Genomic DNA, 25,008 nt, shown 5'->3' on the forward strand with positions numbered 1-25,008 from the left:
GATTATCCGCCGCCGCAACCGCAGCCGCGCCATACAGCCATTTTGTCAAGTTGGTCGAGTTCTTCCCACGGGCTGACCCCGCGTTCATAGACGGCGCGAAAGCTGCTGTCATCGCAGCCGAGCAACCAGTCTAGTTCGCGCATGCTGGCCAAATGGCGCAGTTCGATAAGCCATTCATCGAAACTGATTGTGGGCGGCGTGTCCATATCATGATGTTAATCTGTGCTGCGTGTCGGAGCAAGCACGCGCGATGGCCCAATATGCACTGAAGCCCATCAAATTTGAAGACTTGACGATCCATTAGTTTATAAATATCTAAATTATAACATGATCAGTCAAAGGGACTAATGAATGGCCGACCAGCCACTTGATCGCGCTACGGTTCAGGTGAGCGAGGCGCGGTATGGTGTTCCGGCGATCGAGCCATTCTTCGACGAGGCAACCTCGACCATTGCCTATGTCGTATATGATACCGCAAGCAGGCACGCCGCCATTATCGACAGCGTGCTGGACTTTGATCCCGCTTCGGGTCGCACCTCCTTCTCCTCGGCAGACAAGATGATCGCGTTTGCCGGGGAGAAGGAGCTTGTCATCGACTGGCTGCTAGAAACCCATGTCCATGCAGACCATCTGTCCGCCGCGCCCTATCTCCAGCAGAAATTGGGGGGCAAGATCGCCATAGGCGCTGATGTCGTCACAGTGCAGCAGACGTTCGGCAAATTGTTCAATGCGGGCCCTGCGTTCAAATGTGATGGCAGCGATTTCGACCGGCTGTTTGCGGATGGCGACAGTTTTAACATCGGTGATATGCAAGTGACGGTACTGCATGTGCCGGGCCATACCCCGGCCTGTATCGCTTATGTGATCGGGGATGCGGTGTTCGTTGGCGATACGTTGTTCATGCCGGATTATGGCACTGCGCGGTGTGATTTTCCGGGCGGCGATGCGCGCAACCTTTATCGCTCGATCTGCCGTATCCTGTCGTTGCCTGCGGAAACGCGCCTGTTCATGTGCCATGATTACAAAGCGCCGGAACGCGATTATATTGCGTGGGAAACCACGGTCGATGCGCAGCGCAAAAATAATATCCATATTCATGACGGCGTGACTGAGGATGCGTTCGTCGCGATGCGTGATGCGCGTGATGCAGGGCTGGCGATGCCGGTGTTGATCCTGCCATCGGTGCAGGTGAATATGCGCGCAGGCCATTTGCCCCCGGCAGAAGACAATGATGTGCGTTACCTCAAGATTCCGCTGGATGTGCTTTGATGGAAGCGCTTTTCCCCCAAGCCGAACCGTTGCAAGGCCTGATCGGCGGCCTGTTGATCGGAGTGGCGGCGGCGATCATGCTGCTGGGTCTGGGGCGGATTGCTGGGGTAAGCGGCATGACCGCGCGCGCGACCGGCATTGGCGGTGGAGCAACATCCCGGTTGGTCGCAGCGGCATTTGTGATCGGCCTGCCCTTGGGCGCATGGATCGCGGCTCAGTGCATCGGCCCCATGCACATTGACTTTCCTTCATGGCCGGCGTTGATATCGGGCGGGCTGTTGGTCGGTTTTGGCACGCGCATGGGGTCGGGGTGCACCAGCGGTCATGGTGTCTGCGGGATTTCCCGGCTTTCGCGCCGGTCGATTGTTGCGACGATGTTATTCATGGCGAGCGGTTTTGCGACCGTGGCGATCATGAGGGCGATAGGGTTGCTGGGCGTTTGAGCTACATGATCAAACAGGGAGAGCGCATATGAAGAATCTCGGTACATTGGATCGCGCGCTGCGCGTGATTGCGGTTGCTGCCATCGTTATTGCCTATGCGACCGGCAATCTGACCGGTACGCCCGGCGTGGTATTGTTGTTGATTGCGATTGTGTTGCTGGCAACCGCAGCTATCGGCTTTTGTCCGGCATATCGCCTGATCGGGGCATCGACCTGCGATAAGAGCTGACACATTGTGCAGCCACTGATTTCTCTTATTGCCGGACTGATATTCGGGGCAGGGCTTGCGGTCGGCGGGATGATCAATCCTGCGCGGGTGCAGGCCTTTCTCGACCTGTTCGGCCATTGGGACCCGACATTGGCCTTTGTCATGGGTGGTGCAATTCTGCCCATGACGATGGCATGGGTGATAAAGGCGCGGCTTGATCGCCCATTGGCGGGCGGGGTGTTCGATCTGCCGGACACGCGCAAGCTTGATCGCCATCTGGCGATAGGTGCGCTGTTATTCGGTGCAGGCTGGGGTATTGGCGGGCTTTGCCCCGGTCCTGCCATTGCTGATCTGGCACTGGTGCCGGGACCTGCATTATTATTTGTCGCGGCGATGCTGGCGGGTATGGGCGTGCATCGGCTGACATTAGGGCGGTGAGGTGAGTCTATCCCGCTATTTCCCCATCCTTGAATGGGGCAGGGGTTATCATAAAACGGCGTTCACCAATGATGTGGTGGCAGCCCTGATCGTCACGATCATGCTGATCCCGCAGAGCCTTGCCTATGCGATGCTGGCAGGATTGCCGCCCGAAGTGGGCCTCTATGCTTCGATCCTGCCATTGGTCGCTTATGCGATTTTCGGCACCAGTCGCGCGCTTGCGGTCGGGCCGGTGGCGGTGGTGTCCTTGATGACTGCGACCGCAGCCGGGAATATCGCGGCACAGGGTTCACCTGAATATATGACGGCGGCGATTGCAATGGCGCTGATTTCAGGGCTGATGATGGTGGGGATGGGGCTGTTGCGGCTTGGCTTTCTTGCCAATTTGCTGTCACATCCGGTGGTGTCCGGTTTTATCACCGCGAGCGGATTGATTATCGCGACCAGCCAATTGAAGTCACTGCTCGGCATCAATGCGGGCGGGGATACGATGCCCGCACTGTTGGGGTCGCTCTACGCCCATATTGGCCAGACAAACCTGCCGACCCTTATCATCGGCATGAGCGCCACCCTTTTTCTATTCTGGGTCCGCAAGGGGCTGAAACCATTGCTGGTGCGCCTTGGCCTGCAACCGCGCGTGGCGGAGTTATTGGCCAAGGCAGGGCCGATTGCGGCAGTGGCGGTGTCGATTTTGGCGGTCGTCAGCCTTGATCTGGAGGGGGCCGGGGTCAAGACCGTGGGGCATATCCCGCAATCTCTGCCGCCCTTTGCCATGCCGGGGTTCGACCCGGACTTATGGGTCCGATTGCTGGTCCCGGCTTTATTGCTGAGCGTGATCGGTTTTGTCGAATCCGTCTCCGTCGCCCGGACCTTGGCCGCGCGCAAGCGCCAGCGGATCGTGCCGGATCAGGAATTGATCGGCCTTGGCATGTCCAATCTCGCGTCTGCCGTGTCGGGCGGCTATCCCGTGACCGGCGGTTTTGCGCGCTCCGTCGTGAATTTCGATGCGGGGGCCGATACGCCTGCCGCCGGTGCCTTTACCGCCATCGGTATCGCGTTTGCGGCCCTGTTTATGACTCCATGGCTGTCCCATTTGCCGGTGGCGACATTGGCGGCGACGATTGTGGTCGCGGTGTTAAGTCTCGTCGATCTCAAGACCCCGCGCATGGTCTGGCATTATGCCAAGGGCGATTTCGCCGCCATGGCCGCGACCGTGCTGGTGACGTTGCTGGCGGGGGTCGAAATCGGGGTGATTGCGGGGGTGGGGCTGAACCTTGCGCTCTATCTGTATCGTGCCTCGCGCCCTCATGCCGCCATTGTCGGGCGCGTGCCGGGGACCGAGCATTTCCGCAATGTGAAGCGGTGCGATGTGTTGACCGCGCCGCACCTTCTCAGCATCCGGATTGATGAGAGCCTGACCTATCTCAATGCCGGTTGGCTGGAGGAATTTGTGTTGGAATCCGTCGCGGCGAGGCCGCAAATGCGCCATCTGATCTTGATGTGTTCGGCAGTGAACACGATTGACGCATCGGCGCTGGAAAGTCTGGAAGCGATCAATCACCGTCTGGCGGATAGCGGCGTGCGGCTGCATCTGTCCGAGGTGAAAGGTCCGGTGATGGATGCGCTTCAGCACGCGCATCTGTTGAAAGACCTGACCGGGCATGTCTATATGTCTCAAAATCAGGCGTTTTCCGAGCTGATCCTCGATAATGGCGACCATGATGGTCGGTTGCGGCCAGAAAATGATCTCTGGCTCGCGCGCGGGCTGATCTGAATGTGTTGCGACTGAAACGCGCTGCAAACCCTCTCCCGTCACAGTTTCCTGAACATTGCAGATCGTGATTAACCCGATGTTAGGGGTTCGCCGTCATAGCTCTCCTAAGTCCAATATCGGACGCCGCTTAACTGGCTGTGCGCCCAATATTGGCGATAGGGAGAATGAAATGCGGTTTTCATTGGCGATCCAGCGCATTGACGGACTTGTCGTCGGTCGCGCGCGCCATGTGTTCGGCCCGCCGCCTGCCAATGACAATGGGGCCATGCTGGATGAAGCGGCCCTCGATCGCAGCCGTATTTGCAGCGAATTATATGGCGACCACGCGATGGACCATGCGCAGTCATGTGCCAAGCGGGCATTTTTTCTGAATGACATGCGTCGCTATCGCTGGTGGCTGGATGTGATCCGGTCGCTGGATATGGCGACAGTGACGGCGTCCCATTAAGTTCGGTTGCGGCGTTAAAGGTAAAGTAGTTTCAAGCGTAAAAAGAAGGACTTGACGAAAAGCCTCCTTGTTTGTGGGGGGCGAGAATGAACTGGACTGACTTTGCACAGCTTTTTCCGCATCAACCCCAAGCTCAGAGGCGAGACTACACCGCTTGATGAGCGCGTGCGTTCGGCGTTGGTGGCGACATTGTTCGGTTCACCTGCATCGCTGATCATCGGCGCAGTGTGCGGCATGCTGACGGCCATTTACATCGCGGTCAATTCAGGCAGCATCGCCATCGCCAAGGCTGCGACAGTCTTGTCGATCGTCGCCATCATGCGCGTGTGGACGACGCTGATCTTTTCGCGGCAAATTCGCAATGGCTGGGGCGCAAAGTTCACCCATTGGGAACGCCTGTATGAAATCGGGGCGTGGACCTATTCCTTCACTCTTGGCGTATTATGCGGGACGACCATCCTTTATACGCAGGATGCCTCCCTGCACACATTGGCCGCCGCCAATGCCATTGGCTATGCGGGCGGTATTTCCAGCCGCAATGCGGGACGTCCGATGATCGCGATCGGCCAGTTCCTGCTGGTGACGATCCCATTGACTGTATCCTTGATGATGATCGGTTCGGTGACCTATATGATTTTGGCCGTGACGGTGACCATGTTCATCATCGCCATGATCGGCATCACCCAGCAGACCTATGAGGTGGTGCGCCGCTCCTTTTCAATGGCGCAGGAAAAGAGCGACCTTGCCGATCGCATGGAAATTATCGCCCTGACGGATGATCTGACCGGCTTTACCAATCGCTATGGCCTCAATGCCCATATCGAGAGCGTGTTCAGCCAGCGTGGCGACCGGCCAGTCGCGTTGCTGTGGATGGATATCGACCGGTTCAAGGAAGTGAACGACAGCCTTGGCCATCCGGTCGGCGATCAATTGCTGATCCGCATTTCCGACAAGATCCGGGCCGTGTTGGGCGACAAGGGGGCGGCGGCGCGATTTGGCGGCGATGAATTTATCGTGATCTGCCCCGATATGGGCATTGAGGAAGCGGAAATCCTTTCCAATCGCCTGTTGGAAGTGGTGCGGATGCCGACCCATATCGATGGCCATGTCATCAATGTCAGCGGGTCCATCGGCATTGCGGTTGCGCCTTATCACGGGGTTGAGCCGGATATCGTCATGCGTAATGCGGATATTGCGCTTTATGGCAGCAAGGCCGCAGGCCGCGACCAATCGAGCCTGTTCGATGCCTCGATGAACCGTGCCTTGATCCGCCGCAAGGAATTGGAAGTCGAACTGCGGGCGGCGATTGAAACCGATCAGCTTGAACTGCATTATCAGCCCATCGTCGAAGTCGCGACCCGCAAGATCGTGGCGTTTGAAGCGTTGATCCGTTGGGATCACCCGACGCGCGGGCCGCTACGCCCGTCTGAATTCATCGCGATTGCCGAGGAAACCGGGCTGATCATCACATTGGGCAATTGGGTGGTGGGCGAAGCCTGCCGCGCTGCCAGCGCCTGGCCGGAGGATATCAGCGTCGCCGTCAATATTTCGCCGGTGCAGATGCAGGCGGCAGGCGCATCGCTTGGCGTGATGACCGCGTTGCGCGCGTCGTCGCTAGCCGCCCATCGCCTTGAGCTTGAAATTACCGAGACGGCATTGTTGGAAAGCAATGTGCAGGTGCGGGATTTTGTCGCGGCCATTGACGCGGTCGGGATCAAGATGGCGCTGGATGATTTCGGGACTGGCTATTCATCTTTGTCCTATCTCCACCAGTATAATTTCAGCAAGATCAAGGTCGATAGCTCGTTCGTCAGCGGTGCGCTGGCGGGTAAGAAATCGGATGCGATCATCAAGGCTGTCGCCGAACTGGCCGCAACACTTGATATGAATATCGTTGCGGAAGGGATTGAAACCGAAGAACAAGCCGCATCGGTATTGGGCGTGGGCTGCGGACAGGGGCAGGGCTATCTGTATGGCGCGGCGATGCCCGCCGAACAGGTGCTGGCTTTGCTGACGGCGCAAGGCCGGTTGGATCAGGCGGCTTGAGTTAAATAGGGGCTGAGTTGAAATGGGGAGGTTTGCTCTCCCCCAAGTCGATATAAGATCAGGCGGCGCTCGCGGTGTTGCGTTCGCCATCTACCCGGCGGGATTGTGCACCCGCCAGTCGAAGCATCAGTCGCAAATCCTGTTCGCGCAGACGCAGGGCGGATTCCGCCCATATCTCGACAATTTTTTCCAGTTCGATGAGCGGGATCGGGTTCACGATCCGCATCGCGCGTAACGCGCCGGATTGGCCCACATGGCGGCGGCTGTTCTTGCGGATGAATTCCTGCGTGACTTCTTTGCCCTTGCCGGGGTCGGCCAGCACGTTGATCAGGCCCCATTCGTGCAGTTTTTCCGCCGAATAGGTGTCGCCGCTCATGATCATTTCTTCGGCATGGGCGCGACCGATCCGGCGGACGAGCAGGCTATGCGCCCCCATGCCGGGAAACAGGCCGAATGCGGCCTCTGGCAGGCCGAATGACGCGCCGCGTTCCGCGATGATGATGTCGAACGACAGCAATGCCTCCAGACCGCCGCCCAGCGCATCGCCCTCGGCAAGGCCGATGGTGATGATCGGCAGATCCAGCGCGTTGATGTTGCGGTGGAGGATGCGCACGCATGCCCAGCCATAATCGAGTAGCGCCTGCCGGTTCCCGTTGCGGATCAGCGAGACGAACAGTTCAAGGTCGCCGCCATAGCAAAATACGCCCGGCACCCGCGATCCGAGAACAAGATAGCGCAGGTCCGCTTTATCGGGGCCAAAGCTCGAGCTGATGGCGGCCTGCCATGTCCTGAAATCACCAAGCAGTTGCGGCGTAAAACTTGGCCGCCCTGACGGGTTCATAAAGGTCCAGAGAGTCGCCTCTTCTTCGTCATACATGACGTCAAGTTCGTTAAGCCCAAATAATTCAGGACTGATCGCGAGACGTTTTTTGGCGGCGACCAGTGAAGATTGCTTCAAGGTCGCCATCGGGTCGTGTGTAAACTCATCACCACCACGATATTTGTTCACGAACTGCGACCTTTCAATGGCTGTGCTGAATCATTGACATAAGTTTAACCATTCCTCAACGAATCTTTGCACTTATCGCGATTTTTCTCCGCGTAGCGATGCGAATTTTCACCATTTTGGTGGTTATTTTTGGCGGTTTTTCGTTGTTTTCATGGTTAATAATAAATTGGGGAATTCTTCGTTTTTGTGACCAAAAACACGCATCTGAACAGTGATTTCTCGTTTTTATTTAGGTCCTGCCCCCTAGCTATCCGAAAAACCAAAAGGCGCGGTCGTGCGGCGATAGTCGTCGGGGAGGATCTGGCGCCCAATCGGCGGCTCGGCGCGCGCGGTGCAATTGGAGCGATAGCATAGCCTGCATGTGGCCCCGATGGGCGTGGCGTTTTCGGGGCTGAGATCCGGGCGGTTCTGGGTGTAGATCAGGCGACCTGCATGTTCGGCGGAGCAGCCCAAGGCTACCGCGCGTTCGACCCGTGGCACGCCGAATGCGCCGCCGCCTGCCGTCACGGTGCGGGCGATGGAGAAAAATCGCTGGCCATCCGGTAGCTCCAGCCATTGGGTGACGATCTGATGGGGGGTGCGGAACACCTGATGCACCGACCATAAGGGGCAGCCGCCGCCATGGCGCGCAAAGGGGAAGCCCGCGCCGTCCAGTCGCTTGGACACGTTGCCCGCCGGATCGACGCGAATGAAGAAGAATGGCACGCGTTCTTCACCCGGCTTTTGCAAGGTCGTGAGCCGGTGCGCCGTCTGTTCAAAGCTGGTGCCGAATTGGCGGGCGAGGGATTCCACATCATATTTGCGCGCCTCGACCGCTTTGGCAAAAGCGGAATAGGGCATCAGCAATGCGGCGGCGGCATAATTCGCCAACGCCCGTCGGGTCAGGCGTTCGCCCGTTTCGCTGCCGAAATTCCCTTCCTGCAACAGCCCGTCCAATTCTTTGCGCATTTCGAGATAGGCAGTCTGGAGCGCGAGCTGGAACATCTGGCTGGCATTATCCAGTCCGTCATCCAGTAATAACTCCTCGCGGTGACGATCAAGGCGACGGATCGAGCCGAACATCACATCGCTGGGCAGCCGGCGCACGCGCAGGCCGTGTCGCTTTTTCAAATGGCCGATCAGCCCGCCATTGTCGGCGACAATCTGGGCCAATCGTTCCGCCACATCGTCGAGCATGGGAAAGCTGTTGCGCCGTGCCGCGAGAAATCGGCGCGAGTCCGCCGCGGGGTCCTGACCGTCAGTGAGACTGGTCGGGCCGCTCGCATCGCGGTCGGCGAGCGCGAGCTGTTCCTCGCGATAGGCGGTATACAGCCGCAGCAACGCCTCGGTGATGCCGGGATAATTGGTGGCGACATCGCTTGCCTCCATCGGTGGAATGTCGATGTCCGCGAAAATCGGGTCCTTGAGGGTAGTCTGGAGCTTTGTGCTGAACTCCACGCCGCCATCCCCGGCCAGCTCCGCCAGATCAAGTCGATAGGTCCGCGCAAGGCGGAGCAGCATCTCTGCCGTCAAGGGTCGCTGATTGCGTTCCAGCAAGGCGATATAGGACGGAGAAATATCGAGATCCGCGGCCATGTCGGACTGTGTCAGGCCAAGATCGCGGCGCAAACGGCGCAGGCGAGGGCCAAGATAGACGCTGCGTTCGCGCGGCATGAGGGGACGTTCTCCTATGTGCGTGTCTCGTCCTTACAACATGACATAGAATTTTTGTAAAGTGTTACATGTGAACTTCTTCGCAGCTGCACAAAGTCTGAATCGCTGGCTATAGCGGCACGGTAATTCAAGCTTATCCACGATTCTCGTTACGTTCAGGGAGACATCACATGTCGTACAAGCAGCATACCGATCAGGTGAACCAGCTCATCCAGAGCTACAAAGGCACGTGGAATGGCATCAATGCCGAATCCGTCGCCCGCATGCGGTTGCAGAACCGTTTCCAGACCGGTCTCGATATCGCGCGTTACACCGCGAAGATCATGCGTGAAGACATGGCTGCTTATGACGCCGATGCCGCCAATTACACCCAGTCGCTCGGTTGCTGGCATGGTTTTATCGGTCAGCAGAAGCTGATCTCGATCAAGAAGCATTTCGGTTCGACCAAGCGTCGCTATCTCTATCTGTCCGGCTGGATGGTTGCTGCATTGCGGTCGGAATTCGGCCCGCTGCCGGATCAGTCGATGCATGAAAAGACCTCGGTCTCGGCCTTGATTGCAGAACTCTACACCTTCCTGCGTCAGGCAGATGCCCGCGAACTCGGCATGATCTTCCGCGATCTCGATGCAGCGCGCGCGGCTGGCGACAAGGCCAAGGCGCAGGCGTTGCTCGATACCGTCAATAATTATCAGACCCATGTCGTGCCGATCATCGCCGATATCGATGCTGGTTTCGGTAATGCCGAAGCGACCTATTTGCTCGCCAAGCAGATGATCGAAGCGGGCGCATGCTGCATCCAGATCGAAAATCAGGTGTCGGATGAAAAGCAGTGCGGCCACCAGGATGGCAAGGTCACCGTGCCGCATGAAGACTTCCTCGCGAAGATCCGCGCGGTGCGTTATGCGTTCCTCGAACTCGGCATCGATGATGGCGTGATTGTCGCCCGCACGGACTCGCTGGGCGCAGGTCTCACCAGGCAGATCGCCGTCAGCAACGCACCGGGCGACCTTGGCGACAAGTATAACAGCTTCCTCGATTGCGAAGAAATCGATCCGGCGACCGCCCGCAACGGCGATGTCATCATCAACCGCAATGGCAAGCTGCTGCGCCCGAAGCGGTTGCCGTCGAACCTGTTCCAGTTCCGTGAAGGCACTGGCGCGGATCGTTGCGTGCTTGATTGCGTCACCGCGCTTGAAAATGGTGCCGATCTGCTGTGGATCGAAACCGAAAAGCCGCACATCGAACAGATCGCGTCGATGGTCGACAAGATCCGCGACGTGTTTCCGAATGCCAAGCTGGTTTATAACAACTCGCCGTCGTTCAACTGGACGCTGAACTTCCGTCAGCAGGTGTATGATGCCTATGCCGCCGCTGGCAAGGATGTCTCGGCCTATGACCGGACCAAGCTGATGTCCGTCGATTATGACGCGACCGAATTGGCGATTGAGGCCGATGAGCGCATCCGCACCTTCCAGCGCGATGCCGCAAAGCGTGCCGGTATCTTCCATCACCTGATCACGCTGCCGACCTATCACACCGCCGCCTTGTCGACCGACAATCTGGCGAAGGAATATTTCGGCGAAGCTGGCATGCTCGGCTATGTCCTTGGCGTGCAGCGTCAGGAAATCCGTCAGGGCATCGCCTGCGTGAAGCACCAGAACATGTCGGGTTCCGACATTGGCGATGACCATAAGGAATATTTCGCTGGCGAAGCCGCGCTCAAGGCCGGTGGCGTCCACAATACGATGAACCAGTTCTGATTTCATCGATGAATGCCCCCTCAATTTGAGAGGGAAACGGATGGCCCGACGCTCACCAGCGTCGGGCCATTTTCGTGATAAATATCTTTACAGTCGGGATAATATAACCTGAATGGCGATATTTACCGTCAAAACGAAAGCGGTTGATAAAGAATTAATGTTTATTGGTTATTAAAGTCCTGCGTCGCCCTCGCGTTAAATCGGGCCATGAAGGGGCATTAGATGAAGCTGATTAAAGATATCACGCGCGATACTCGTGGATCGGTGACGGCTACAATGACTCGTTGCTGTCATATAAAGCAGAGCCTGCGTTCTTTGATGCGTGATAGGCGGGGGGCTTCCTCGGCGGAATATGCTTTATTGCTCGCGTTGCTGGGTGGTAGCACTGCCATGGCGATGGTGTCGGTCGCCACCTCGATTTCCGCCGCGATTACCGGTTCCGCAGATATGGTCGAAAATGGGCGGAACAATGTCGGCGCGGGTTTGTCGAGCAGCACGGGAGGAGATACAAGCTCCAGCACGTCTTCTGGCAGCTCTTCAACGGGCGGTGGTAGCTCCAACGCCTCAAGCGGCAACTCCAATGCCTCAAGCGGGAATGCTAACGCCTCAAGCGGCGGTTCCAACGCATCGAGCGGGAGCGCCAATGGGTCGAAGGGCGGCTCCAACGCATCGGGCGGTCGTTAAGGCGAGCTTGCCCCTTTCGCACGGTCGAGCAGATCATCCGTGACGGTCATGGTGAAGATCGGTTCTGCATCGACAGGCGTTTCCGCGATGGCATCCACAAATGCTGCGCGTGTTTCCGGATCGTCATAGACCATTTTCTGATCGAAAGCGGCGCGCCAGGTCTGTTCATCCGGCCATTCCGCATAGCCGACAAAGCGCCCATCGGCATCAAGATGCAGGCGAGAGCCGAAACTGCCATATTTCTCGCGGATCAACTCGGTCCCGCGTCGCCATGCTTTGCGAAATTGCGCTTCCTTGCCGGGGTGGACGCGCCACCAATAGACCGCGACGAACATGATGTTTTCGCCTCCGCTGGAAAACCTGCGCAAGCTGCGCTTTGGCGGCAGAATATCCAGCTGTTCGGCGTTTGTCATGGGGGGATGGGCTGGGCGTAATACGTATAGCGCACAGCATGGATTTCATCGAAAAATTCCCCTCTTCAGCAAATGTCCGCTGAGTTTGTATTGATCATGATCCGCCGGGAGTAGTCAGATGAAGCACACGCGTATGAAGGCGCGTTATAGTGTCGCCATTTTATCGGCCTGCTTGTTGCTGGGCGCTGCCTCTGTCGCCGCTCAGCCAGTGCCGCCGCCGCCCGGTCACGATCCGCATGGCCATATGTCGACACCGCCCGCGCCTCAGGCCCATATGCCCATGCCAACACCGGGTCACGACCCTCATGGCCATATGACGTCGCCTGCACATTCTATCCCGACGCCACTTAACGAACAGAGCCGCTATGGCCAGCCGCCGAGGCATTGGACCAAGGGCGAAAAAGCATGGGTGCGCCATGTCTCTAAATGCCAGCAGCGCTATCGCAGCTATAATTGGCACACCGACCATTATTATATGCAGCCGGGCAGAGCGAGGCGCTGTCGTATGTGAGGCAGCCGCATATATTGATAATGTCATAAATACCCAGCGGATATGTTGGCGCACCAGTTGCAGGTCTATTTAATAAATTATAGACTATCTTGTCACGGCAAGAGCAGGAATGGGGCGCGATGGGTAATACGCCACGGGTAAGGCGCGACAATATTTCCGATGTCTATAAACTTCTCGATTTCGAGAAAGGCAGAAAGAAGCGAGACAGGCGTCGGCGTCATTTAGCTATCAAAACAGCCGGCCTTGGCTTGGGTCTGTTGAGTGCTGTTGTCACGATCGGGGTGGCGCCAAGATATATCGATAGCCTGCATATCCCCTATGCGCAGGCTCAAATCGCCCCAAAGTTCTCGTTCAGCATGTGTAGCGGATTCCAGCGCGACGATTGCGTGATTGACGGGGACACTATCCGCCTCAACGGTCGCAAGATCCGTCTTGCCGACATCAATGCGCCCGAGAAAAGTGCGCCGCAATGTGCCTATGAAAAGCAATTGGCGGATCAGGCGACCAAGCGATTGCTCGTCATGCTCAACGAAGGTCCGGTCGTATTGCGTGCAGTTGACAGGGATCAGGACAGATATGGGCGCGACCTGCGGGTTGTTCTCGTCAATGGGCGGTCTGTGGGTAGCCGTCTGGTTGATGAAGGTCTTGCTGAGACATGGACGGGTAGACGCCGGAACTGGTGCTGATTCTCTGTCGAGCCACAGTCGAATCTTGTCGCCATGCAACACCATGGGGCATCATCCGCATCGATTGGGAATCGATGCCCCCGAATATGCCCCCAATTGCAGAGGGTGACGCGCGCACATGAGCGCATAAACCCGAGAATTGAGTCTCTACTCTAGGAGATTTTTGAGGTTTTTCTGGACGTTCGCGACCATCGGCGAACTGTCTGATGGTGCCCAGGAGAGGACTCGAACCTCCACGACCTTGCGGTCACTGGCACCTGAAGCCAGCGCGTCTACCAATTCCACCACCTGGGCATCAGATGCGGTGAAGGGGCAACTACGGGGAGGCTTCGCGCTTGTCAATTGGTGAGAGAGAGGCCATTGCATTTTTATCGAATTTTCCTCGCAACGGAGAAATTGCAGACATGAATCGCTTGGTCACGATTTTCGGCGGTGGCGGCTTTATTGGGCATTATGTGGCGCAGGCGCTGCTGGATGCAGGGTGCAGGGTGCGGATTGCCGAGCGCCATCCCAAGAACGCATGGCGGATCAAAAGCTATGGCAATCTTGGTCAGGTGCAATTCATGGCCGCAGACATTCTGCGCCCTGAAACTATCGCGCCCGCCGTCGCAGGCGCAGATGCGGTGATCAATCTGGTCGGCATCCTGTCAGGCGATTTTACCGCCGTGCATGTGCATGGCGCCGAAAATGTCGCCAAGGCCGCCACAGCGGCAGGCGCAACGGCGTTGGTGCATTTGTCGGCCATTGGCGCGGATGCATCGAGCGAATCCGGCTATGGTCGATCCAAGGGCGAGGGTGAGGCCGTTGTGTGCGCGGCGTTCCCGACGGCCACCATCTTGCGCCCGTCGGTCGTGTTCGGGCCGGAAGATCAATTCGTGAATCGCTTTGCAGCGATGGCCAAATTGCCGGTGCTGCCGGTGCTGCGCGGCGAGACGAAGTTTCAGCCGGTGTTTGTCGGCGATATTGCCCGCGCGGTGGTGGCAGTGCTGAATGATGCTGACAATGCGGGCAAGATTTTTGAACTCGGCGGGCCGGAAGTGCTGTCGATGCGCGGCTTGAATGAATTGATTTGCAAGATGACCGGGAACAAACCCGCGATCATCGATGTGCCGGATTGCGTCGGCGGTGCGATGGCATCGCTTTTGGGCTGGGCGCCGGGTGCGCCGATCACCAAGGATCAGTGGATCATGTTGCAGCGTGATAATGTCGTGGCGGCAGGGGCGGCTGGCTTTGCCGCGCTCGGCATCACGCCACAGGCGCTGGAGGCGGTGGGGCCGCGCTGGCTCGTTCAATATCGCCCTCATGGCCGGTTCGCCGCCAAAATCTCGGCTTGAGGCAGCGTATTTTATGAGTTCAGATCTTTTGACGCCTGTCCTGCTCGGCATTGTCGAGGGGGTGACGGAGTTCATTCCTGTATCGTCCACCGGCCATCTGGTGTTGGCGGGGGCGTTGCTCGGCTATCATGATGAGGCGAGCAAGACGTTCGACATCGTCATCCAATTGGGCGCGATTCTGGCGGTGCTGGTGCTGTATTGGCGGCGGTTCTTCGATGTTTTGATCGGCCTGTCCGGTTGGCAATCGGGACCGGTGGCCTTTACTCGCAATATCTTGCTGGGGTTTCTGCCATCAATGGTGGTCGGGGCCTTTGCCTATCAGGCGATCAAGGCGATGCTCGAATCGCCGACGATTGTCGCATGGGCGCTGATCATCGGCGGGGTGGCGATTATCGCGATTGAGCGGATCGCCAAGATGGTGACGGTGGACAGCATCGAAACGATGCACTGGCGCACGGCGCTCGGCATCGGGGCTATTCAATGCCTGTCGATGATACCGGGGGTCAGCCGGTCGGGCGCGACGATCATGGGCGCGCTGGTGCTGGGCGTGGAGCGCAAGACGGCGGCGGAATTCAGCTTTTTCGTCGCGGTGCCGACAATGATGGCCGCCAGCACCTATGCGATGCTGAAGGACGGCATGCATTTGCCGCATGATCAGCTCGCCAATATTGGCGTCGGGTTCATGATTTCGTTCGTTGTCGCGATGCTGGTGATCAAGGCATTTGTGGCGATGGTGTCGCGCTTCGGCTTTTCGCCTTTTGCTTATTATCGCATTGTGGCGGGGGCGGTGGCGTTGGTGTGGCTCGGCCTGAAGTAATTTCTGTCGCCCATTAAAAAAAAGCCCGGCGTCGCAATTTGCGAGACCGGGCTTTTTTTATGGGCGTAATTGAGCGCCTCAGCCCGCCTTGGCGACACCGACAAGGGCAGGGCGCAGCAAACGGTCTTTGATCATATAGCCTGCCTGCATTTCATGGGTCACGGTGCCGGGTTCCTGATCGCTCGGCATTTCCATCATCGCCTGATGGAGATTGGGATCGAGCTTTTCACCCACCGCTACAATCTTGCTGATGCCGTGGCGGCTGAAGACATTTTCGATTTCCTTGCCGGTCATTTCAATCCCGGTGATGAGCGGCGCGAGCTTTTCATTATCGCGCAATTCGGCAGGAATGCATTCGAGCGCGCGCACCAGATTATCGGAAACCGACAGGATGTCGCGGGCAAAGGCGGTCGCGGCATAGGCCGATGCGTTCGCCTTTTCCTGTTCAAGCCGACGGCGCGTGTTCTGAATATCGGCCTGTGCATAGAGCACGTCCTGTTTCGCCGTCTCTAATGCCGCTTCCAATTCGGCAATCCGGGCATTGAGGTCATTGCCCGTTGCGGCTTCGGCAGCGGTTTCCGCGCCTTCGGTCGGTTCGGCAGTGTCATTTTGTTCGGTCATGCAATCATTCTCGTTAATGTTTGAGCTGTGAAATCCACCATGGGGATGATCCGTGCATAGTTCAAGCGGGTGGGGCCGATAACCCCGACCACGCCGATCACCTGACCATCCTTGCCATGCCAAGGGGCTGCTATCACGGATGAGCCGGAAAGCGAGAAGAGTTTGTTTTCCGACCCGATAAAAATGCGGGTCGCCCGTGCGGTGCGCGCGTTATCGAGCAAGCGGGCAATGTCGCGTTTTGTTTCGAGCTGTTCGAGCAATTGCCGGACGCGTTCGAGGTCTTCGGCAGCATGTTCGTCGATCAGATTCGCCTGTCCGCGTACGATCAACACGGGATTATCCATCCCGTCATTCGACCACACGGCCAATCCCTGCTGGATCAACTGCGCGGCGGCCTGATCGAGCAGGGTCTGTCCCTCGTTGATCTGGGCAATAAGCCGCGCGCTCGCTTCACCCAAGGTGAGGCCGGTGAGCATTGCGTTCATGAAATTCGCCGCCTCTTGCAGCGCCGACATCGGGAAACCGGCGGGCAGGTCGAGCACGCGATTTTCGACAGCCCCATCCTTGCCGACAAGGACAGCGAGCGCCTGCCGGTCGGACAAGGGGACAAAGCCGACTTGGCGCACCACCGGTTCACCCTTCGGTACCAAGACCATGCCAGCACAGGCGGATAGGCCCGACAAGGCGGCGCTGGCGGCAGCGAGCGCATCTTCGATCGGGCCGCTTTCCTTGATCTGCGTTTCAATCGCATCGCGTTCACGCAGCGAGGGGACGGCGACCTGCATCATGCCATCGACGAACAGTCGCAAGCCGCTTTCGGTCGGGATGCGACCAGCCGAGACATGTGGCGCGGCGAGAAGGCCGAATTCTTCCAGATCCTGCATGACGTTGCGGATCGAGGCGGGTGACAGGTCCAGCCCCGCGATTTTGCTGATCGTGCGCGAGCCAACGGGCATGCCGCTATCGAGATAAGACTCGACGACGACGCGAAAGACATCGCGGGCGCGGTCACTCAGTTCAAGCGAGCTGGTCATTGCCACCTCATATGGTGTGATGTTGCGGCGATGCAACCTATGATCACTGCCCACCCAGCGTGAAAAAGAAGAAGATCGCAGTAGCAATGGCCATCACGGCAGTGGCTGTCCAGCCGAGGATCATCATGCCATCGGATGCAGCCAGTCGTCCCATCGCGCGTTTGTTGCGGACGATCAGCATCATCACTGCCATCAATGGCGCGGCCAGCACGCCATTTACGACCGCCGCCCAATAAAGTGCGCGGGCCGGGTCTATGCCGGTGTAGTTCAGCATCGTGCCGAGCATCGTCGTCACCGCAATCGTGGCATAAAACAACCGTGCATCGAGCAATTTGGCATCAAGGCTGCCCGCCCGCCCGGTCATTTCCGTCACGGCATAGGCTGCCGATCCCGCCAACACCGGCACCGCGAGCATCCCCGTGCCGATAATCCCCAAGGCGAACAGGGCAAAGGCGAAGTTCCCGGCAATCGGTCGAAGTGCCTCTGCGGCTTGGGCCGAGGTCTCAATATCGGTGATGCCGTTGGCATGGAGGGTGGCTGCCGTCGCGAACACAATCGCGAGCGAGATGATCGAACTGAACGCCATGCCGGTCAGCGTATCAATGCGGATGCGGGCGAGTTCCGGCCCGGCTTCCTTGGGTGTGATGCACAAGGGCTTGGCATGGTGGCGGTGCTGTTCCTCGATTTCCTGCCCGGCCTGCCAGAAAAACAAATAGGGGCTGATCGTCGTGCCCAAAATGGCGACGAGCGCCGTGGCATAAGCGGCGTTCCATTCAATGTCCGGCACGACCAGCGCTGTCAGCGCCTCGCCCCAAGGCACGCCGGCGACCATCACCACTGCGACATAGGTGAACAGCGACAATGTCGTCCATTTCAGCGCCTTGGCATAGCGGGGATAGCTCAGCATCACCTCCAGCACGACGCAGATAATGCCGAAGCCAAGGGTGTAAATTGCCGCATTGCCGCCCGCCAACAGGTGCAGGGCTGCCCCCATCGCGCTCAGATCCGCGCCGAGGTTGATGACATTGGCGATGATCAGCAAGGACACGATGAACCACATCAGAGACTTGGGATAATGGCGGCGCAAATTCTGCGCGATGCCGCGTCCGGTCACGCGCCCGATCTTGCCCGCGACCTCCTGAATGACGACCATCAACGGGAAGCTGAAGAGGAAGGTCCACGCCAGCCCATAGCCAAATTCCGCGCCGACCTGACTATGGGTGCCTATACCGCTGGGATCGTCATCGGCGGCGCCGGTCACAAGTCCGGGGCCGAGCCGTTTCAGGAAAGCCGAAATGCCCATATGTTGTCGCGGCGTCCTTTTCCTCGAATATAGATGCGTGCTGCAATGGATAGCCCAGCGCTTTGACCCCGGCCAGCAATTTGAATGCCAGCCCCTTTTGCGTCGCTAATTTATCATGCTATGCGCTTTTTTATGACTGACAAGACTGCATTAATCGACGCTGAAAACCTGATTCAGGATATGGGCCAACGTGCCCGTGCCGCCATGACGGTGCTGGCGGGAACGCCGACCGCGATCAAGGCCAAGGCGCTGACCGAGGCCGCCAAGGCATTGCGCGCCGATATGGCGCACGTGCTCGCCGCCAATGCCAAGGATATGGCCGCCGGGGCCGAGCGCGGCCTGTCGCCTGCGATGTTGGACCGGTTGAAGCTTGATGAAAAGCGGGTGGATGGCATTGCCTCGGCGCTCGAATCGGTGGCGGGATTGCCCGATCCGGTGGGGCAGGTGATTGACGAAACAATGCGCCCTAATGGGATGCAGTTGCGCCGCGTGCGCGTGCCTTTGGGCGTTGTCGGGATTATTTTCGAAAGCCGTCCCAATGTCACGGCGGATGCGGGTGCGCTTGCGATGATGGCGGGCAATGCCGCGATCCTGCGTGGTGGGTCGGAGGCGATGCACAGCAATCGCGCGATCCATGCGGCGCTGTTGGCGGGGTTGCGGGCGGCGGGCCTGCCCGAAGATGCGATCCAATTGGTGCCGACGACCGACCGTGCTGCGGTCGGCGCGATGCTGCGCGCGGCGGGGTTGATTGACATCATCGTGCCGCGCGGGGGCAAATCGCTGGTGGCGCGGGTGCAGGAAGAGGCGCGGGTGCCGGTGCTCGCGCATCTCGATGGCATTTGCCACACCTATGTCCATGCGTCTGCCGATCCGGAGATGGCGCGCGCGATTGTGTTGAACGCCAAGATGCGGCGCACCGGCATTTGCGGGGCGATGGAGACATTGCTGATCGACCAGAATTATCCCGATCCCGCCGGATTGGTGCAGGGCCTGATCGACAAGGGCTGCGAAGTGCGCGGCGACGATATGGTGATGGAGCTTGATCCCCGCACGGTGGCGGCGGTGGACGAGGATTGGGATACCGAATATCTCGAACCGATTTGCTCGGTCGCGATGGTGGAGGATGAAGACGCGGCGATGGCGCATATCGCCCGCCATAGTTCCCACCATACCGATGCGATTGTGGCGTCGGACGAAGCGGCGGCGGAGAAATTCCTGAATGGCGTCGATAGCGCGATTGTGATGTGGAATGCCTCCAGCCAGTTTGCGGATGGCGGCGAATTCGGTCTGGGCGCGGAAATTGGGATTTCCACGGGCCGGATGCATGCACGCGGTCCAGTCGCGCTGGAGGGGCTGACGACCTATAAATGGGTCGTGCGCGGCACGGGCCAATGTCGTCCGTGAGGAACGTGTCGCCCATGAGCGCGGATCATTGAAAACCATCGGGCTGTTGGGCGGGTCGTTCAACCCGGCGCATGGCGGCCATCGCCGGATCAGCCTGTTTGCGATGAAGGCGTTCAAGCTCGATGCCATGTGGTGGCTGGTATCGCCGGGCAATCCGTTGAAAGATGCGGATGATATGGCCCCGTTGCGGGCGCGGCTGGCATCGGCGCGTGCCGTGGCGCGCCATAGCCGGATCGTGCCGACCGCGATTGAAACCCGACTTGGCACCAGATTTACCGTCGATACGCTCCGATCATTGCGGCGGCGTTACCCGCAATATCGCTTTATCTGGATCATGGGGGCCGATAATCTGGCGCAATTTCATCGCTGGAAAGATTGGCGCAAGATTGCCCGGTTGATGCCGATTGCAGTTATGGTTCGTCCCGGCTATGATAAGAGCGCTCGTTTCGCATCCGTGATGGGTTGGTTCGCGCGTTTTGTCCGACGCGCAGATCAGAAAGACCAATGGACGACATGGAGTTTACCGTCGCTGGTGATGATTGGCACAAGGCCCGACACCCGTTCCGCTACGGCGCTGCGCTCGCGGTCGCCTGAATGGCACCGTGATATGGCCCATCACCCCTTACGCGACGTGATTACTCATGACCTCATCTGACAGGAGTCCGATTTTGCCCGCTTCCGCTGCCGCCCCCCGTTCCGATTCTGAGGTTGAGAGGCTGCACGACCTGATCTTGTCCTCGCTGGACGATGATCAAGCTGATGAGGTGGTGAGCATCCCGCTTGCCGGTAAATCCACCATCGCAGATTATCTCGTGATCGCGACTGGCCGTTCGACCCGTCACGTCGCCAGCATGGCTAACAAGCTGGCGCAGAAGATCAAATCCGAAACCGGGCAATTGGTGCGGATCGAAGGTCTGGCAACGGCTGACTGGGTTTTGATCGATGCGGGCGATGTGATCGTGCATCTCTTCCGTGCTGAAGTCCGCAGCTTCTATAATCTGGAACGCATGTGGGGCTTTGGCGACAACACCGATAGCACCAACTAAGATCGGGCGCGGCCATGCTGTTGCATGTGGTCGCGCGCGGTCGCATCGGGCGTAGCCCGGAGGCCGAGATCATGGCACGCTACCTCAAACGGGTCAGCCTGCCGGTCAAGGTCACCGAGCTTCCCGATGTGGGGGGCAAGGTCCCGAAACTCGATCCCGGCACGCAGGTTATCGGGCTGGATGAAACCGGCGCGCAATGGAGCTCGATGGAGTTCGCGCATAAGCTTGAGGGCTGGCGCGACTCGGGTGTGCGCGAATTGCGCTTCCTCATCGGTGCCGCCGATGGCTTGAACGACGAAGAACGTGTACAGGCGACCGCCTTTTTCTCCTTTGGCCGGGCGACATGGCCGCATCTGATGGTGCGGGCGATGCTGGCGGAACAGCTCTGGCGGGCGACATCGATCCTTGCTAATCATCCCTATCATCGGGAAGGCTAGAGCATCGTGCGGAAAAGTGGGCACCGGTTTTCCGCATCAAACGATGCGACAACAAACAATCCAGAGCGCGCGCCCTGCGTCAGGTTGAAGGCAGCGCGCTCTGGGAAGATCAAGCAGATGCACGCGCGCGCTTTATTGCCTTTCGTGGCCTTGGGGCTGCTCGCGCCGATGGCGGCTATCGGTAAAAATACTGCACAAAATGCGCCAATTTTGCCGAACGGCCATCATCTGCCGGTCTTGAGCCTGCCGGTTGCCGACCCCATAGCCACCATGAACGAACATGAACGTGCAGCCCGCGCCAAGGCGGCATTGGCGGCACGGATCGCCAGCGCCGAGGCCGCGCTGAAGACGGGCGAAGCGCGGGTGGCGGTGATCGAGCGTCAGCGCAAAGATCAGCGCGCACGGCTGGCCGCGCATCAAGGCGGGCTGGCCCGATTGACGGCGGCACTCCAAACCTTGGCGCGCAGGCCGCCTGCATTGGCGATTGCACAGCCCGGTTCAATCAACGACATCGCGCATGTCCGCGCCTTATTGGCCGCTACCCTGCCACGGATCAGGCAGCAGACTGCCGGGATCAGGGCGGAAATCGCGCGCGGTGAACAATTGCGGCTTGATGCGGCATTGGCGCTGGTCGCGCTGCGGCGCACGCAATTGACCCTGATCGATCGGCGCGATGAATTGGCGCGGATGGAGGCGTCTTTAACTGGCGGTGGCGCGCCTTCCCCGCGTGAGGCGGCGCGCGCGCTGGCCTTGGGAGAACGCGCGCGCGATGCCTTGGATGTCATTCGCGAGATCGATAATCAACAGGCGGTACTGGCCGGATTGATCGATTTGCCGGGACCGTTGCCGCGCCCGGAATTATCACCTGCGACGACCGCCAGCACTAGTCTGCCGATTGTCGGCCTTCTCGCGCCAAAGCCGGTGCCGCCACGTCGCTTGCCTGCTTATGTGCTGCCGATCGAGGGTGCTTTGGTAACAGGCTTTGGCGAGGTGTCGGATGCCGGGGTGCGCGAGCGGGGGATCAGCCTGTTGGGCCTGCCCAATGCCGAGGTGATCGCGCCGAACCGTGGGCGCATCGCCTTTGCCGGGCCGTTTCGGTCCTATGGCCAGATTGTCATCATCGACCATGGCCGCCGCTGGTTTACCTTGTTGACGGGCATGTCTGTATTGGCGGTGCATCATGGGCAGGATGTGACGCGCGGGGCGTTGATCGGTCGGCTGGGCAGGGATCAACCACGATTGACGGTGGAACTGCGCCGCGCCGGCTTGCCGGTCGACCTTACCCCCTTATTGCGTAGAACCTAAATTTGGGGCTGGCTGCTCAGATTTGAGGGCCGAACCGTTCGCACAGAATGTCGATCAGGCTGCGTATATCATCATTGGCGAGGCGGTAATAAATGGTCGTGCCTTCACGCCGCGTTGCAACCACCTTCGCATCACGCAGTCTTGCGAGATGTTGCGATACGCTGGAAGGCGATGCGCTGGCAGGTGACAGGGCGCAGGCATCGACCAATTCGCCCACGGCGCATTCGCCGTTGCGCAAACGGCACAACAGCAACAATCGTTGCGTATTGGCCAATAATTTCAACATGTCCGCTACACTCGATGCATGTCGAGCCAGTATGTCAATCGGTACATACGCGTTCATATGATGGGCGACCCTTGATGTTTTACGCTATTATCGTTCCAATTGTGAAACATCTTAGCGCATATCAGCCCGGTAATTCCAGTCTGAATAAAGATGGATTCTATCTGATAATGACGAAAATTGGCAAACTGCGGATTGATAACTGCGCCTATCGCATGCAGGATAAATGGATTCAGGCTCGATCACACAGGTGATCCGCGGGTGATGTGTAGAGGGACGATGACCATGTGGGATGCGACAAAACTCTATATCAATGGGGAATGGGTGTCGCCTTTGGGGGGCAGCATAGCCGAGGTCATCAACCCGGCGGATCTATCCGTTTCCGGCCATGTGGCATTGGCAAGCGAAGCCGATGCCGATCGCGCCATCGCGGCGGCGCGCGCGGCGTTCGATGATTGGTCGTGCACCAGCGTCAAGGAACGGCTCGATTATCTGAAAGCGATCCATGCCGCGCTGATTGCCCGCAATGATGAAATCGCCGATGCCATCACCGCCGCCATGGGCGCGCCGATGGGCTTGTCGCGCGGGGCGCAGGCGCCTTCCGGGCCGCAGCATTTCGGCGAAGTCATCCGCGTGTTGGAAAATTATGCGTTTGAATATGCGATGGGGACGACCCTGATTCGGCGCGAGGCGATTGGCGTTTGCACGTTGATCACCCCCTGGAATTGGCCGATGAACCAAATTGCCAATAAAGTTGCGCCTGCGATTGCGGCGGGTTGTACAATGGTGTTGAAGCCGAGCGAACTGGCCCCGTTCGATGCGGTCATCCTTGCCCAGATCATCGATGAGGTCGGCCTGCCGAAAGGCGTGTTCAACCTTGTTCATGGCGATGGCCCCGGCATTGGCAATGCGCTCACTAGCCATGCGGATGTCGATATGGTGTCCTTCACCGGATCAACCCGTGCAGGCATTGCGATTTCGACCAATGCCGCGCGGACGATCAAGCGGGTGGCGCTGGAACTGGGCGGGAAATCGGCGAATATCATTCTGCCCGATGCCGATCTTGCCGTCGCGATCCCGCGTGGGGTGCGCGGCTGCATGGGTAATTCGGGTCAAAGCTGCAACGCGCCGACGCGGATGCTCGTCCCGCGCGATCTCTATCCAGAGGTGGCAAAGCTGGCGGTGGAAACGGCGCAGCAATTGTCGGTTGGCATGCCATCGGGCAATGCAGACCTTGGGCCGATTGCCAATCAGAACCAATATCGCCGCGTGGTCTCGTTGATCGAACAGGCGATTGAGGAAAATTGCGAATTGTTGATTGGCGGGCCTGATTGTCCGGACGACCTGAAACCCGGCCTGTTCGTCTGCCCGACAATTTTCGGCAATGTCACGCCAGACAAGACCATCGCCAATGAAGAAGTGTTCGGGCCGGTGCTGGCGATCATGCCTTATGACGATGTGGAACAGGCGATCCGTATCGCCAATGATACGCCTTATGGTCTGTCGGGCTATGTCTGGAGCGCAGACCTTGATGCGGCGCGCGCTGTTGCCGCCCGGTTGCGGACAGGGATGGTGCATCTGAACGGGGCATCGCTTGATGCCGCTGCCCCATTTGGCGGATATAAAATGTCCGGCAATGGCCGTGAATGGGGCGTGTTCGGGATGGAGGAATATCTCGAAATCAAGTCTGTCTATGGGGGCGCGGCCTAAACCGCGCACCCCATCCACCTGAATTTCAGTCGTAAAGCCTCAGTCGTCAGACCACAGCCGCACCATCTGCCGGACCTTGGTTTTGGTCGCTTGCGGCATCTGGCGATATTGCCGGAAGAACAGCGCATCGCGTGCATCTTCTTCGGACAAGGGGGCGTTGTCATCGACCAGAAACGTAGGCCGCTTGGTCCGCTTTTTCAGATAAGCGGGCAGGCCGTTCATCGATTCACGTTCGATGGTTTCAAGGTCGAGTTTCCATGCATAGCTTTTATTATTATCTGACAAGTCTGTCAGCCGTGCGATGGTTACGCGATGATCTTTCCGCAATTTGCGGATCTTCTCTCCAAGTGCGTTTATCAAGACCGTTCACCC

The 25,008-nt window shown here is 58.5% G+C and carries 28 protein-coding genes and 1 tRNA gene; 18 read left to right on the forward strand and 11 right to left on the reverse strand.

From position 1 onward, the window contains the following. Positions 1-2: 2 nt before the first annotated feature. Positions 3-206: a hypothetical protein gene (locus K6117_RS00125; protein ID WP_221791764.1), complete on the reverse strand. Its 204-nt coding sequence runs from the start codon at positions 204-206 to the stop codon at positions 3-5. A gap of 145 nt (positions 207-351) precedes the next feature. Between K6117_RS00125 and K6117_RS00130 the strand changes: the two genes are divergently transcribed. The 7 genes from K6117_RS00130 (at position 352) to K6117_RS00160 (ending at position 6,626) form a co-directional block, all read left to right on the forward strand. Next, positions 352-1,269, forward strand: coding sequence for an MBL fold metallo-hydrolase (locus tag K6117_RS00130; protein WP_221791765.1), 918 nt, complete (start codon positions 352-354; stop codon positions 1,267-1,269). Further along, positions 1,269-1,712, forward strand: coding sequence for a YeeE/YedE family protein (locus tag K6117_RS00135; protein WP_221791766.1), 444 nt, complete (start codon positions 1,269-1,271; stop codon positions 1,710-1,712). Before K6117_RS00130 ends, K6117_RS00135 begins: the two co-directional genes overlap by 1 nt. A gap of 28 nt (positions 1,713-1,740) precedes the next feature. Further along, positions 1,741-1,941 carry a YgaP family membrane protein gene (locus K6117_RS00140; RefSeq protein ID WP_221791767.1) on the forward strand — a complete coding sequence of 67 codons (201 nt, stop codon included), beginning with the start codon at positions 1,741-1,743 and terminating at the stop codon, positions 1,939-1,941. A gap of 3 nt (positions 1,942-1,944) precedes the next feature. Continuing rightward, positions 1,945-2,358: a DUF6691 family protein gene (locus K6117_RS00145; protein WP_221792780.1), complete on the forward strand. Its 414-nt coding sequence runs from the start codon at positions 1,945-1,947 to the stop codon at positions 2,356-2,358. A gap of 1 nt (position 2,359) precedes the next feature. Next, entirely contained in the window at positions 2,360-4,132 is a 1,773-nt protein-coding gene (locus K6117_RS00150; protein WP_221791768.1) for a SulP family inorganic anion transporter, read from the forward strand. A 169-nt stretch (positions 4,133-4,301) separates the two neighbouring features. Beyond that, the gene (locus tag K6117_RS00155) at positions 4,302-4,580 is read left to right on the forward strand and encodes a hypothetical protein (protein ID WP_221791769.1); all 279 of its coding nucleotides are present in this window, start codon (positions 4,302-4,304) and stop codon (positions 4,578-4,580) included. Positions 4,581-4,682: 102 nt separating this feature from the next. After that, a complete protein-coding gene (locus tag K6117_RS00160; RefSeq protein ID WP_221791770.1) occupies positions 4,683-6,626 on the forward strand; it encodes a putative bifunctional diguanylate cyclase/phosphodiesterase in 1,944 nt (647 codons plus the stop codon). Between the two features lie 58 nt (positions 6,627-6,684). On the opposite strand, the gene K6117_RS00165 is transcribed toward K6117_RS00160, so the two are convergent. Together K6117_RS00165 and K6117_RS00170 are read right to left on the reverse strand one after the other, a co-directional pair. Further along, positions 6,685-7,635, reverse strand: a complete 951-nt coding sequence (locus K6117_RS00165) for a crotonase/enoyl-CoA hydratase family protein (protein WP_343211701.1) — start codon at positions 7,633-7,635, stop codon at positions 6,685-6,687. A gap of 243 nt (positions 7,636-7,878) precedes the next feature. After that, complete coding sequence (locus tag K6117_RS00170) at positions 7,879-9,288, reverse strand: helix-turn-helix domain-containing protein (RefSeq protein ID WP_221791771.1); 1,410 nt, start codon at positions 9,286-9,288, stop codon at positions 7,879-7,881. Positions 9,289-9,458: 170 nt separating this feature from the next. Between K6117_RS00170 and K6117_RS00175 the strand changes: the two genes are divergently transcribed. Beyond that, positions 9,459-11,048 (forward strand): isocitrate lyase, encoded by a 1,590-nt coding sequence (locus K6117_RS00175; RefSeq protein WP_221791772.1) that lies wholly within the window; start codon positions 9,459-9,461, stop codon positions 11,046-11,048. Positions 11,049-11,338: 290 nt separating this feature from the next. Here K6117_RS00175 and K6117_RS00180 read toward each other — a convergent pair whose 3' ends face one another. Together K6117_RS00180 and K6117_RS00185 are read right to left on the reverse strand one after the other, a co-directional pair. Then, on the reverse strand, positions 11,339-11,713 hold the full coding sequence (locus K6117_RS00180) for a hypothetical protein (protein WP_221791773.1): 375 nt from the start codon (positions 11,711-11,713) through the stop codon (positions 11,339-11,341). A gap of 15 nt (positions 11,714-11,728) precedes the next feature. Beyond that, a complete protein-coding gene (locus tag K6117_RS00185; protein WP_221792782.1) occupies positions 11,729-12,067 on the reverse strand; it encodes an antibiotic biosynthesis monooxygenase family protein in 339 nt (112 codons plus the stop codon). Positions 12,068-12,263: 196 nt separating this feature from the next. Between K6117_RS00185 and K6117_RS00190 the strand changes: the two genes are divergently transcribed. Together K6117_RS00190 and K6117_RS14395 are read left to right on the forward strand one after the other, a co-directional pair. Next, on the forward strand, positions 12,264-12,656 hold the full coding sequence (locus tag K6117_RS00190; RefSeq protein WP_221791774.1) for a hypothetical protein: 393 nt from the start codon (positions 12,264-12,266) through the stop codon (positions 12,654-12,656). Between the two features lie 356 nt (positions 12,657-13,012). Next, positions 13,013-13,342 carry a thermonuclease family protein gene (locus tag K6117_RS14395; RefSeq protein ID WP_246604734.1) on the forward strand — a complete coding sequence of 110 codons (330 nt, stop codon included), beginning with the start codon at positions 13,013-13,015 and terminating at the stop codon, positions 13,340-13,342. Positions 13,343-13,549: 207 nt separating this feature from the next. Here K6117_RS14395 and K6117_RS00200 read toward each other — a convergent pair. Then, positions 13,550-13,636 (reverse strand) — tRNA-Leu (locus K6117_RS00200). Positions 13,637-13,746: 110 nt separating this feature from the next. Here K6117_RS00200 and K6117_RS00205 point away from each other — a divergent pair. Together K6117_RS00205 and K6117_RS00210 are read left to right on the forward strand one after the other, a co-directional pair. Continuing rightward, the gene (locus K6117_RS00205; RefSeq protein ID WP_221791776.1) at positions 13,747-14,676 is read left to right on the forward strand and encodes a complex I NDUFA9 subunit family protein; all 930 of its coding nucleotides are present in this window, start codon (positions 13,747-13,749) and stop codon (positions 14,674-14,676) included. 13 nt (positions 14,677-14,689) lie between these two features. After that, the gene (locus tag K6117_RS00210) at positions 14,690-15,493 is read left to right on the forward strand and encodes an undecaprenyl-diphosphate phosphatase (protein WP_221791777.1); all 804 of its coding nucleotides are present in this window, start codon (positions 14,690-14,692) and stop codon (positions 15,491-15,493) included. A gap of 78 nt (positions 15,494-15,571) precedes the next feature. Here K6117_RS00210 and grpE read toward each other — a convergent pair whose 3' ends face one another. The 3 genes from grpE to K6117_RS00225 are packed head-to-tail and all read right to left on the reverse strand — an operon-like array spanning position 15,572 to position 18,451. Next, complete coding sequence (gene grpE / locus K6117_RS00215) at positions 15,572-16,114, reverse strand: nucleotide exchange factor GrpE (RefSeq protein WP_221791778.1); 543 nt, start codon at positions 16,112-16,114, stop codon at positions 15,572-15,574. Beyond that, complete coding sequence (gene hrcA, locus K6117_RS00220) at positions 16,111-17,148, reverse strand: heat-inducible transcriptional repressor HrcA (protein WP_221791779.1); 1,038 nt, start codon at positions 17,146-17,148, stop codon at positions 16,111-16,113. The genes grpE and hrcA overlap by 4 nt, the downstream gene beginning before the upstream one ends. A gap of 43 nt (positions 17,149-17,191) precedes the next feature. Further along, complete coding sequence (locus tag K6117_RS00225; RefSeq protein WP_221791780.1) at positions 17,192-18,451, reverse strand: NRAMP family divalent metal transporter; 1,260 nt, start codon at positions 18,449-18,451, stop codon at positions 17,192-17,194. Positions 18,452-18,583: 132 nt separating this feature from the next. Here K6117_RS00225 and K6117_RS00230 point away from each other — a divergent pair, with 132 nt between their 5' ends. The 5 genes from K6117_RS00230 (at position 18,584) to K6117_RS00250 (ending at position 22,643) form a co-directional block, all read left to right on the forward strand. Continuing rightward, positions 18,584-19,855, forward strand: a complete 1,272-nt coding sequence (locus K6117_RS00230) for a glutamate-5-semialdehyde dehydrogenase (RefSeq protein WP_221791781.1) — start codon at positions 18,584-18,586, stop codon at positions 19,853-19,855. Positions 19,856-19,883: 28 nt separating this feature from the next. Further along, positions 19,884-20,510, forward strand: a complete 627-nt coding sequence (locus K6117_RS00235; protein ID WP_221791782.1) for a nicotinate-nucleotide adenylyltransferase — start codon at positions 19,884-19,886, stop codon at positions 20,508-20,510. Next, complete coding sequence (rsfS, locus tag K6117_RS00240) at positions 20,497-20,901, forward strand: ribosome silencing factor (RefSeq protein ID WP_221791783.1); 405 nt, start codon at positions 20,497-20,499, stop codon at positions 20,899-20,901. Before K6117_RS00235 ends, rsfS begins: the two co-directional genes overlap by 14 nt. Before the next feature lie 14 nt (positions 20,902-20,915). Then, entirely contained in the window at positions 20,916-21,338 is a 423-nt protein-coding gene (locus tag K6117_RS00245; RefSeq protein ID WP_221791784.1) for a 23S rRNA (pseudouridine(1915)-N(3))-methyltransferase RlmH, read from the forward strand. A 117-nt stretch (positions 21,339-21,455) separates the two neighbouring features. Then, positions 21,456-22,643 carry a murein hydrolase activator EnvC family protein gene (locus K6117_RS00250; RefSeq protein ID WP_221791785.1) on the forward strand — a complete coding sequence of 396 codons (1,188 nt, stop codon included), beginning with the start codon at positions 21,456-21,458 and terminating at the stop codon, positions 22,641-22,643. Positions 22,644-22,659: 16 nt separating this feature from the next. Here the strand turns inward: K6117_RS00250 and K6117_RS00255 are convergent, their stop codons facing one another. Next, entirely contained in the window at positions 22,660-22,929 is a 270-nt protein-coding gene (locus tag K6117_RS00255) for an ArsR/SmtB family transcription factor (RefSeq protein ID WP_246604735.1), read from the reverse strand. Positions 22,930-23,211: 282 nt separating this feature from the next. On the opposite strand from K6117_RS00255, the gene K6117_RS00260 reads away from it, so the two are divergent. Next, the gene (locus K6117_RS00260; RefSeq protein ID WP_221791787.1) at positions 23,212-24,636 is read left to right on the forward strand and encodes an aldehyde dehydrogenase family protein; all 1,425 of its coding nucleotides are present in this window, start codon (positions 23,212-23,214) and stop codon (positions 24,634-24,636) included. 39 nt (positions 24,637-24,675) lie between these two features. Here K6117_RS00260 and K6117_RS00265 read toward each other — a convergent pair whose 3' ends face one another. Then, complete coding sequence (locus K6117_RS00265) at positions 24,676-24,996, reverse strand: transcriptional regulator (protein WP_221791788.1); 321 nt, start codon at positions 24,994-24,996, stop codon at positions 24,676-24,678. Positions 24,997-25,008 lie beyond the last annotated feature (12 nt).

It is taken from the genome of Alteraquisediminimonas sediminicola, assembly GCF_019740335.1.
GTDB classification, from domain to species: domain Bacteria; phylum Pseudomonadota; class Alphaproteobacteria; order Sphingomonadales; family Sphingomonadaceae; genus Alteraquisediminimonas; species Alteraquisediminimonas sediminicola.

What these genes read in the sequence shown, in the direction of transcription:
- K6117_RS00125 (WP_221791764.1), bottom strand. Translation starts at nt 206, where the DNA reads ATGGACACGCCGCCCACAATCAGTTTCGATGAATGGCTTATCGAACTG.
- K6117_RS00130 (WP_221791765.1), top strand. Translation starts at nt 352, where the DNA reads ATGGCCGACCAGCCACTTGATCGCGCTACGGTTCAGGTGAGCGAGGCG.
- K6117_RS00135 (WP_221791766.1), top strand. Translation starts at nt 1,269, where the DNA reads ATGGAAGCGCTTTTCCCCCAAGCCGAACCGTTGCAAGGCCTGATCGGC.
- K6117_RS00140 (WP_221791767.1), top strand. Translation starts at nt 1,741, where the DNA reads ATGAAGAATCTCGGTACATTGGATCGCGCGCTGCGCGTGATTGCGGTT.
- K6117_RS00155 (WP_221791769.1), top strand. Translation starts at nt 4,302, where the DNA reads ATGCGGTTTTCATTGGCGATCCAGCGCATTGACGGACTTGTCGTCGGT.
- K6117_RS00170 (WP_221791771.1), bottom strand. Translation starts at nt 9,288, where the DNA reads ATGCCGCGCGAACGCAGCGTCTATCTTGGCCCTCGCCTGCGCCGTTTG.
- K6117_RS00175 (WP_221791772.1), top strand. Translation starts at nt 9,459, where the DNA reads ATGTCGTACAAGCAGCATACCGATCAGGTGAACCAGCTCATCCAGAGC.
- K6117_RS00185 (WP_221792782.1), bottom strand. Translation starts at nt 12,067, where the DNA reads ATGTTCGTCGCGGTCTATTGGTGGCGCGTCCACCCCGGCAAGGAAGCG.
- K6117_RS00190 (WP_221791774.1), top strand. Translation starts at nt 12,264, where the DNA reads ATGAAGCACACGCGTATGAAGGCGCGTTATAGTGTCGCCATTTTATCG.
- K6117_RS14395 (WP_246604734.1), top strand. Translation starts at nt 13,013, where the DNA reads ATGTGTAGCGGATTCCAGCGCGACGATTGCGTGATTGACGGGGACACT.
- K6117_RS00205 (WP_221791776.1), top strand. Translation starts at nt 13,747, where the DNA reads ATGAATCGCTTGGTCACGATTTTCGGCGGTGGCGGCTTTATTGGGCAT.
- K6117_RS00210 (WP_221791777.1), top strand. Translation starts at nt 14,690, where the DNA reads ATGAGTTCAGATCTTTTGACGCCTGTCCTGCTCGGCATTGTCGAGGGG.
- grpE (WP_221791778.1), bottom strand. Translation starts at nt 16,114, where the DNA reads ATGACCGAACAAAATGACACTGCCGAACCGACCGAAGGCGCGGAAACC.
- hrcA (WP_221791779.1), bottom strand. Translation starts at nt 17,148, where the DNA reads ATGACCAGCTCGCTTGAACTGAGTGACCGCGCCCGCGATGTCTTTCGC.
- K6117_RS00225 (WP_221791780.1), bottom strand. Translation starts at nt 18,451, where the DNA reads ATGGGCATTTCGGCTTTCCTGAAACGGCTCGGCCCCGGACTTGTGACC.
- K6117_RS00230 (WP_221791781.1), top strand. Translation starts at nt 18,584, where the DNA reads ATGACTGACAAGACTGCATTAATCGACGCTGAAAACCTGATTCAGGAT.
- rsfS (WP_221791783.1), top strand. Translation starts at nt 20,497, where the DNA reads ATGACCTCATCTGACAGGAGTCCGATTTTGCCCGCTTCCGCTGCCGCC.
- K6117_RS00245 (WP_221791784.1), top strand. Translation starts at nt 20,916, where the DNA reads ATGCTGTTGCATGTGGTCGCGCGCGGTCGCATCGGGCGTAGCCCGGAG.
- K6117_RS00250 (WP_221791785.1), top strand. Translation starts at nt 21,456, where the DNA reads ATGCACGCGCGCGCTTTATTGCCTTTCGTGGCCTTGGGGCTGCTCGCG.
- K6117_RS00255 (WP_246604735.1), bottom strand. Translation starts at nt 22,929, where the DNA reads ATGTTGAAATTATTGGCCAATACGCAACGATTGTTGCTGTTGTGCCGT.
- K6117_RS00260 (WP_221791787.1), top strand. Translation starts at nt 23,212, where the DNA reads ATGTGGGATGCGACAAAACTCTATATCAATGGGGAATGGGTGTCGCCT.